This is a genomic window from Microbacterium sp. (genome assembly GCF_041909575.1).
In the GTDB taxonomy this organism is placed as follows: domain Bacteria; phylum Actinomycetota; class Actinomycetes; order Actinomycetales; family Microbacteriaceae; genus Microbacterium.
This window is the reverse complement of record NZ_JAYRDE010000145.1, coordinates 1-6270: the sequence shown is the minus strand read 5'-3', so window position 1 is coordinate 6270 and position 6270 is coordinate 1. Positions and strand designations below refer to the sequence as shown.

General features: G+C 70.5%; 9 protein-coding genes and 1 pseudogene. All 10 read left to right on the top strand.

Translation table 11 applies throughout. The features are described from left to right. The coding region (gene ftsZ, locus ACE3O1_RS14445; RefSeq protein WP_374316224.1) for a cell division protein FtsZ at positions 1-956 on the top strand (956 nt) is incomplete at its 5' end. A gap of 30 nt (positions 957-986) precedes the next feature. Next, positions 987-1694: a YggS family pyridoxal phosphate-dependent enzyme gene (locus ACE3O1_RS14440; RefSeq protein WP_374316222.1), complete on the top strand. Its 708-nt coding sequence runs from the start codon at positions 987-989 to the stop codon at positions 1692-1694. Between the two features lie 32 nt (positions 1695-1726). Continuing rightward, positions 1727-2188, top strand: a complete 462-nt coding sequence (locus tag ACE3O1_RS14435) for a cell division protein SepF (protein WP_374316228.1) — start codon at positions 1727-1729, stop codon at positions 2186-2188. A gap of 9 nt (positions 2189-2197) precedes the next feature. Then, positions 2198-2497: a YggT family protein gene (locus ACE3O1_RS14430; RefSeq protein WP_374316220.1), complete on the top strand. Its 300-nt coding sequence runs from the start codon at positions 2198-2200 to the stop codon at positions 2495-2497. Between the two features lie 135 nt (positions 2498-2632). Continuing rightward, entirely contained in the window at positions 2633-3232 is a 600-nt protein-coding gene (locus tag ACE3O1_RS14425; protein ID WP_374316218.1) for a DivIVA domain-containing protein, read from the top strand. Between the two features lie 9 nt (positions 3233-3241). Beyond that, a pseudogene (gene lspA, locus ACE3O1_RS14420) lies at positions 3242-3799 on the top strand (signal peptidase II); the annotation flags it as partial. A 196-nt stretch (positions 3800-3995) separates the two neighbouring features. Beyond that, the gene (locus tag ACE3O1_RS14415) at positions 3996-4916 is read left to right on the top strand and encodes an RluA family pseudouridine synthase (RefSeq protein WP_374316216.1); all 921 of its coding nucleotides are present in this window, start codon (positions 3996-3998) and stop codon (positions 4914-4916) included. Between the two features lie 43 nt (positions 4917-4959). Then, complete coding sequence (locus tag ACE3O1_RS14410) at positions 4960-5418, top strand: hypothetical protein (protein WP_374316214.1); 459 nt, start codon at positions 4960-4962, stop codon at positions 5416-5418. Between the two features lies 1 nt (position 5419). Then, entirely contained in the window at positions 5420-5989 is a 570-nt protein-coding gene (locus ACE3O1_RS14405; RefSeq protein ID WP_374316212.1) for a GNAT family N-acetyltransferase, read from the top strand. Between the two features lie 115 nt (positions 5990-6104). Continuing rightward, positions 6105-6270: PHP domain-containing protein (locus ACE3O1_RS14400; protein WP_374316226.1), on the top strand; the 166-nt coding region annotated here is incomplete at its 3' end.

The window sequence follows — 6270 nt, the reverse complement described above, 5'->3', positions numbered from 1 at the left end:
CCCGCGGGCTCGGTGCGGGAGCAGATCCCGAGGTCGGCCGACGCGCCGCCGAGGACCACGCGGAGGAGATCGAGGAGGCCCTGCGCGGCGCCGACATGGTCTTCGTCACCGCGGGCGAGGGAGGCGGCACCGGCACCGGCGGCGCCCCCGTCGTCGCGAAGATCGCCAAGTCGATCGGCGCCCTCACGATCGGTGTGGTGACCAAGCCCTTCTCGTTCGAGGGCCGTCGCCGCCAGCAGCAGGCCGAGACGGGCGTCGCGAAGCTCAAGGAAGAGGTCGACACCCTCATCGTGGTGCCGAACGACCGACTCCTCGAGATCAGCGACCGCGGCATCTCGATGATCGAGGCGTTCGCGACCGCCGACCAGGTGCTCCTCGCCGGTGTGCAGGGCATCACCGACCTGATCACCACCCCGGGTCTCATCAACCTCGACTTCGCCGACGTCAAGTCGGTCATGCAGGGTGCGGGCTCCGCGCTCATGGGCATCGGCTCGGCGCGCGGTGCGGACCGTGCGATCAAGGCCGCTGAGCTCGCGGTCGAGTCGCCTCTTCTCGAGGCCTCGATCGAGGGCGCCCACGGCGTGCTGCTGTCGATCCAGGGCGGGTCGAACCTCGGCATCTTCGAGATCAACGATGCGGCGCAGCTCGTCAAGGAGGCGGCGCACCCCGAGGCGAACATCATCTTCGGCACGGTCATCGACGACACGCTCGGCGACGAGGTGCGCGTCACGGTCATCGCGGCGGGATTCGACGGCGGCGAGCCGCAGCAGCGCATCGAGCCCATCACGGCGTCGCGCGTCGTGACGGCGCCGGCGGTGCCCGCGATGCCCGCCGACGAGGCTGCCGCAGCGGACCACGAGGCCGAGCCCGTCTCGGTCGGTGCCGCGCTGCCCGACACGTCGTTCGACTCGGCGTTCGGCGACGACGACCTCGACATCCCCGACTTCCTCAAGTAGCCGCCTGCCGGGCTCAGGAGCGATACCGCCGTGACACCGTCCCTCGAGCCCGGTGAGGCGCTCTCGGGTCGCCTCGCCGACGTCGACGCACGCATCGCGGCGGCGGCGGTCGCGGCCGGCCGGGACCCGGCGGAGCTCACCAGGATCGTCGTCACGAAGTTCCACCCCGCCGCGCTCGTCGAGGAGCTCTATGCCCTCGGCGTGCGCGATATGGGGGAGAACCGCCAGCAGGAGTTCTCCGCGAAGGTCGACGAGGTCGGGCCGCTCGCCGGCCTGCGCTGGCACTTCATCGGGCAGGCCCAGACCAACAAGGCGCGAGCGATCAGGGCCGCGGCATCCGTCGTCCACTCCGTCGACCGCGCACGCATCGCCGACGCACTCCACGCTGCCGCCGCGGACGACGGCTCGATCCTCGACGTGCTGCTCCAGGTCAACCTGACCGACGACGCCGGGCGCGGCGGCACGGCCGCCGGCGATCTCGAAGCGCTGGCCGCCCACGTCGCCGGCCTCGCGACGCTGCGGGTGCGGGGGATCATGGCGGTGGCTCCCCTCGACGTGCCGCCCGCTCGCGCGTTCGAGAGCCTCCCCGCGCTCTCCGCGACGGTGCGGCACGTGGTCCCGGACGCGTCGTGGATCTCGGCGGGCATGACGGCAGACTTCGCCGAGGCGATCGCCGCCGGCGCGACACACCTACGGATCGGCTCGGCAATCACGGGCCCGCGACCCGAGCGCGGTTAACCTCGGAACAGATGAGCACTACGGAGGATGCGATGTCGAACCCGCTCAAGAAGACCATGGTGTACCTGGGCCTCGCCGACGAGGAAGAGGTCTACGACGAGCCCGCGCCCCAGCCGCGCGCTCGCAAGACCGAGTCGGCCGTCGAGAAGGCCGCTCCGGTCACTCCCATTCATCGCCCCGCCGTCGTGCGGCAGCCCGCGCCGGCCTCGATCAACGAGATCGTCACGGTGCACCCCAAGCAGTACCGCGACGCGCAGGTGATCGCCGAGAACTTCCGTGACGGCATCCCCGTCATCATCAACCTCTCGCAGATGAGCGACGCCGACGCGCGCCGCCTCATCGACTTCGCCAGCGGGCTCTCGCTCGGCCTCTACGGACGCATCGAGCGCGTGACGAGCAAGGTCTTCCTGCTGTCGCCCGAGAACGTGGCGGTCTCCGGTGACGGGGCGGTCGCGCAGGCCGATCCGGAATCGGTTCCCTTCGCACAGCCGTAGTCTGGATCCGTGGCAGTCGTTCAGCTCATCGCCTCGATCCTCAATCTGGCGCTCCTCCTCTATGTCTTCGTGCTGTTCGCGCGGCTGATCATCGACTGGATCCCGTTCTTCAACCGCGAGTGGCGGCCGCGGGGTGCCGGACTCGTCGCCGCGGAACTCGTCTACACGGTCACCGATCCCCCCATCAAGCTGTTCCGGCGCTTCATCCCGCCGCTGCGCGTGGGCGCGATCGCCATCGACTTCGGCTTCGCGCTCACGATGCTGCTGTGCTTCATCCTGCTCAGCGTCACGCGCGCCATCGCCAGCTGACTTCGCCACGCGGGAGTGCGGAAGTCCTTCGACACTCCCAGGGACCCCCGACTATGCTTGCCTGATACGACCAGCCGCCGGCCGGTCGTCCCCCGACATCGGCCAGCGACCTGAGCGCTCGAAAGAGGAATCACCATGGCATTGACCCCCGATGACGTCGTCACCAAGCAGTTCCAGCACGTCCGCTTCAAGGAGGGCTTCGACCCGGATGAGGTCGACGACTTCCTCGACGAGATCGTCGTGGAGTGGCGCAAGGCCCTCGCCGAGAACGAGGAGCTGAAGGCCAAGCTCGCCGCGTACGAGTCCGGTGCCGCCCCGGCGCGTCCCGCAGAGCCCGCCGCCGCGCCTGCCCCCGCTCCCGAGCCCGCGCCCGCTGCCGCACCGATCGCCGCCGACGCCGGCGCGCCCGGTGCCGCCAGCGCCGGCATCATCGAGCTCGCTCAGCGTCTGCACGACGAGCACGTCGCCGAGGGCCGCGCGCAGCGCGACCAGCTCATCTCCGACGCCAAGGCGCAGGCCGCCTCGATCATCAACGACGCCGAGACGCGTGGTCGCGAAGAGGTCGCCAAGCTCGACCGCGAGCGTGCCCAGCTCGAGAGCCGCATCGCCGAGCTGCGCACCTTCGAGCGCGACTACCGCGCGCAGCTGCGCAGCTACATCGAGGGCAAGCTGCGCGACCTCGAGACCACGGCCACGACGTCCGGCTCGACGCCGGTGTCGGCCATCGGTCTCTAGGCCGGTCCTTTGACGGGCCGACCTCCCCTTCACAAGGCGGCGGCCGGCGCCATCATCGCGATCCTCGCGGTGCTGGCGCTGGCCGCTGACCAGTTCACGAAGTACCTCGCCCTCGAGAATCTCCCCCTCGAGCAGGCGGTGCCGGTCTTCGGCGACTTCCTGAGCCTCTACCTCGTCAAGAACCCCGGAGCGGCGTTCTCCCTCGGGTCGGGTGCGACCTGGATCTTCACCCTCGCGCTCGCGGCCGTCGCGGTCCTCATCGTCTGGCTCGCCGTCACCCGCGTCCGGTCACGGATCTGGGCTGTGGTCCTCGGGCTCCTGCTGGGCGGAGTGCTCGGCAACCTCACGGATCGTCTGCTGCGAGAGCCCGGCTTCGCCGTGGGGCATGTGATCGACTTCATCAACACGCCGTGGATGTGGTTCTGGATGAACCCGGCCATCTACAACGTGGCCGACATCTTCATCGTGTGCGACATGATCGTGATCGCACTGCTCGTTCTGACGGGAGTTCACATGGACGGTACACGCGAACCGCGGCGACGCGCGGACGAGACGCTGCTCGGCGAGGGCGACGAGGTGTCCCCGGGCGGACCGGTCGAGGGGTTCGGTGACGAGTTCCCGGTCGCCGATGCGGATGCCGGGATCCCGGTCGACGAGCGGGGCCTGCCGCCCCTGTCGGAGAGCGAGCAGCTCGAGGTCGAGCGCGAGGCGGACCGAGAGGCCGACGAGCGCGAGGCGGGCGACCGCCGCACCGACGCCTGACATGCCGTCCCGCCTGCTTCCCGTCCCGGACGGCCTCGACGGCGTTCGCGTCGATCAGGCCCTCGCGAAGATGCTCGGCTTCTCGCGCACCTTCGCCGCCGAGGTGGCAGAGGCCGGCGGAGTCGTGCTCGACGGGCGCGCGGTGGGGAAGTCGGACCGAGTCACGGGCGGCGGCCTCATCGACGTCACGTGGACCGACCGGCAGGAGCCGACGATCGTGCCGATCGCCGTCGCGGACCTCGGCATCGTGTTCGACGACGACGACATCGTGGTGGTCGACAAGCCCGCGGGCGTGGCCGCTCATCCGTCCGTGGGCTGGGAGGGCCCGACGGTGCTCGGAGCCCTCGCCGCAGGGGGCTACCGCATCGCGACCACCGGCGCCGCGGAGCGCCAGGGCGTCGTCCATCGCCTCGATGTCGGCACGAGCGGGCTCATGGTGGTCGCCAAGACCGAGCGGGCCTACACCGCCCTCAAGCGCGCCTTCAAGGAGCGCGAGGTCGAGAAGATCTACCACGCCGTCGTGCAGGGGCATCCCGACCCGCTCGCCGGCACGATCGACGCACCGGTCGGCCGCCACCCCACGCATTCGTGGAAGTTCGCGGTGACGCCCGACGGCAAGGACTCCGTCACGCACTACGAGACCCTCGAGGCCTTTCCCCGCGCGTCGCTCCTCGAGATCCATCTCGAGACGGGCCGCACGCACCAGATCCGCGTGCACATGGCGGCACACCGGCATCCGTGCGTCGGCGATCCCCTCTACGGCGCCGACCCCACGCTGTCGGCGAGGCTCGGCCTCACGCGCCAGTGGCTGCACGCGCACGAGCTCTCCTTCGCTCACCCGGCCACGGGGGAGTGGTCGACCTTCACCTCCGCGTACCCCGCCGACCTCGCCCACGCGCTGGCGGTGCTCCGCAGCGACTGACGGTGGGCGTGCACGTGTCGGATGCCGGTGCCAGGCTGTCCTCATGACGACACCCCTGACCGGCACCCTGCGCCGGCGCCTCGCCCTCGCCAACGAGCTGTACGTCGACCTCGTCGCCCAGCTCCCGGCCTCGTCGCTCGGGGCCCGGCTGCGAGAGCTTCCGTCCGACTCGATCCAGAATCAGCTCCGCTGCGTCGTCGGGGCGCGCGAGAGCTACACGAAGGCGGCTCGGGCGGGCTCCTGGCAGGGTTTCGCGTCATCCCTCGACCACGTCCCGACCGGCGATGCCGACGCGGTGAGGGCCGCGGTGCGCGACAGCCATACGGCGGTCGAGGAGTTCCTCGACGGGCTCGACCCCGCCGACGACTATGCCCTGAACCAGGCGTTCGCCCTGCTCGAGCACGAGACGCAGCATCACGGCCAGCTCATCCGGTACCTCTACGGGCTCGGCATCCCGCGTCCGGCATCGTGGCAGCGGCAGTACGCCCTCGACGGGGACTGACGTGGCGATCGAGGTCGTCCCGGCGACGGCGTTCGCCGATGTGCGGACGATGGTCGGACCGAAGCGGCCCGACGCGAACGTGTGCTGGTGCCTGAGCTACCGGGTGCCGAGCAAGGAGAACGTCTCGCTGCAGGGCGTCGCGCGCGGCGAGCGCGTGCGCGAGCTGATGAAGGGCGGGCCGCCCGGCGTCCTCGCCTACGACGGCGACGAGGTCGTCGGGTGGGCGGCGGTGCATCCCCGCGCCGACACGTCGTTCGCGACGAACCGCAAGATCCCCCACGTCGACGACCTCGACGTGTGGTCGGTGTGGTGCATTCGCGTTCGCCCGGGGCACCGCGGCGAGGGGATCTCGCACGCGCTTCTCGCCGGAGCGGTCGCGTTCGCGCGGGAGAGCGGAGCACCGGCCATCGAGGGGTACCCGGTCGACAACAAGGGCGAGAAGGTCGACCTGACGATGGCCTACGTGGGCACGCGCGCGCTGTTCCAGAAGGCCGGATTCCGCAAGGCGGCGGGCACCGACTCGGTGCTCAACGGGTTCCCCCGCGTGCTCATGCGACTCGATCTGCGCTGAGCGCGGCATCCGGAGTCTCACCCTCAACTCAAGGGTGACCCGACCTCGCGCCGCAATCGTGCGGGACGGGGCGCGCGTCGTCCGGGACGTCGGCGGGCCTCCCTAGACTCGATCCGTGGCATCCGACTCCTTCGTTCATCTGCACGTGCACAGCGAGTACTCGATGCTCGACGGCGCCGCCAAGATCGGCGCGATGACCCAGGCCGCGGCCGAGTACGGCATGCCGGCGATCGCGGTCACCGACCACGGGAACACCTTCGCGGCGTTCGAGTTCTACAACG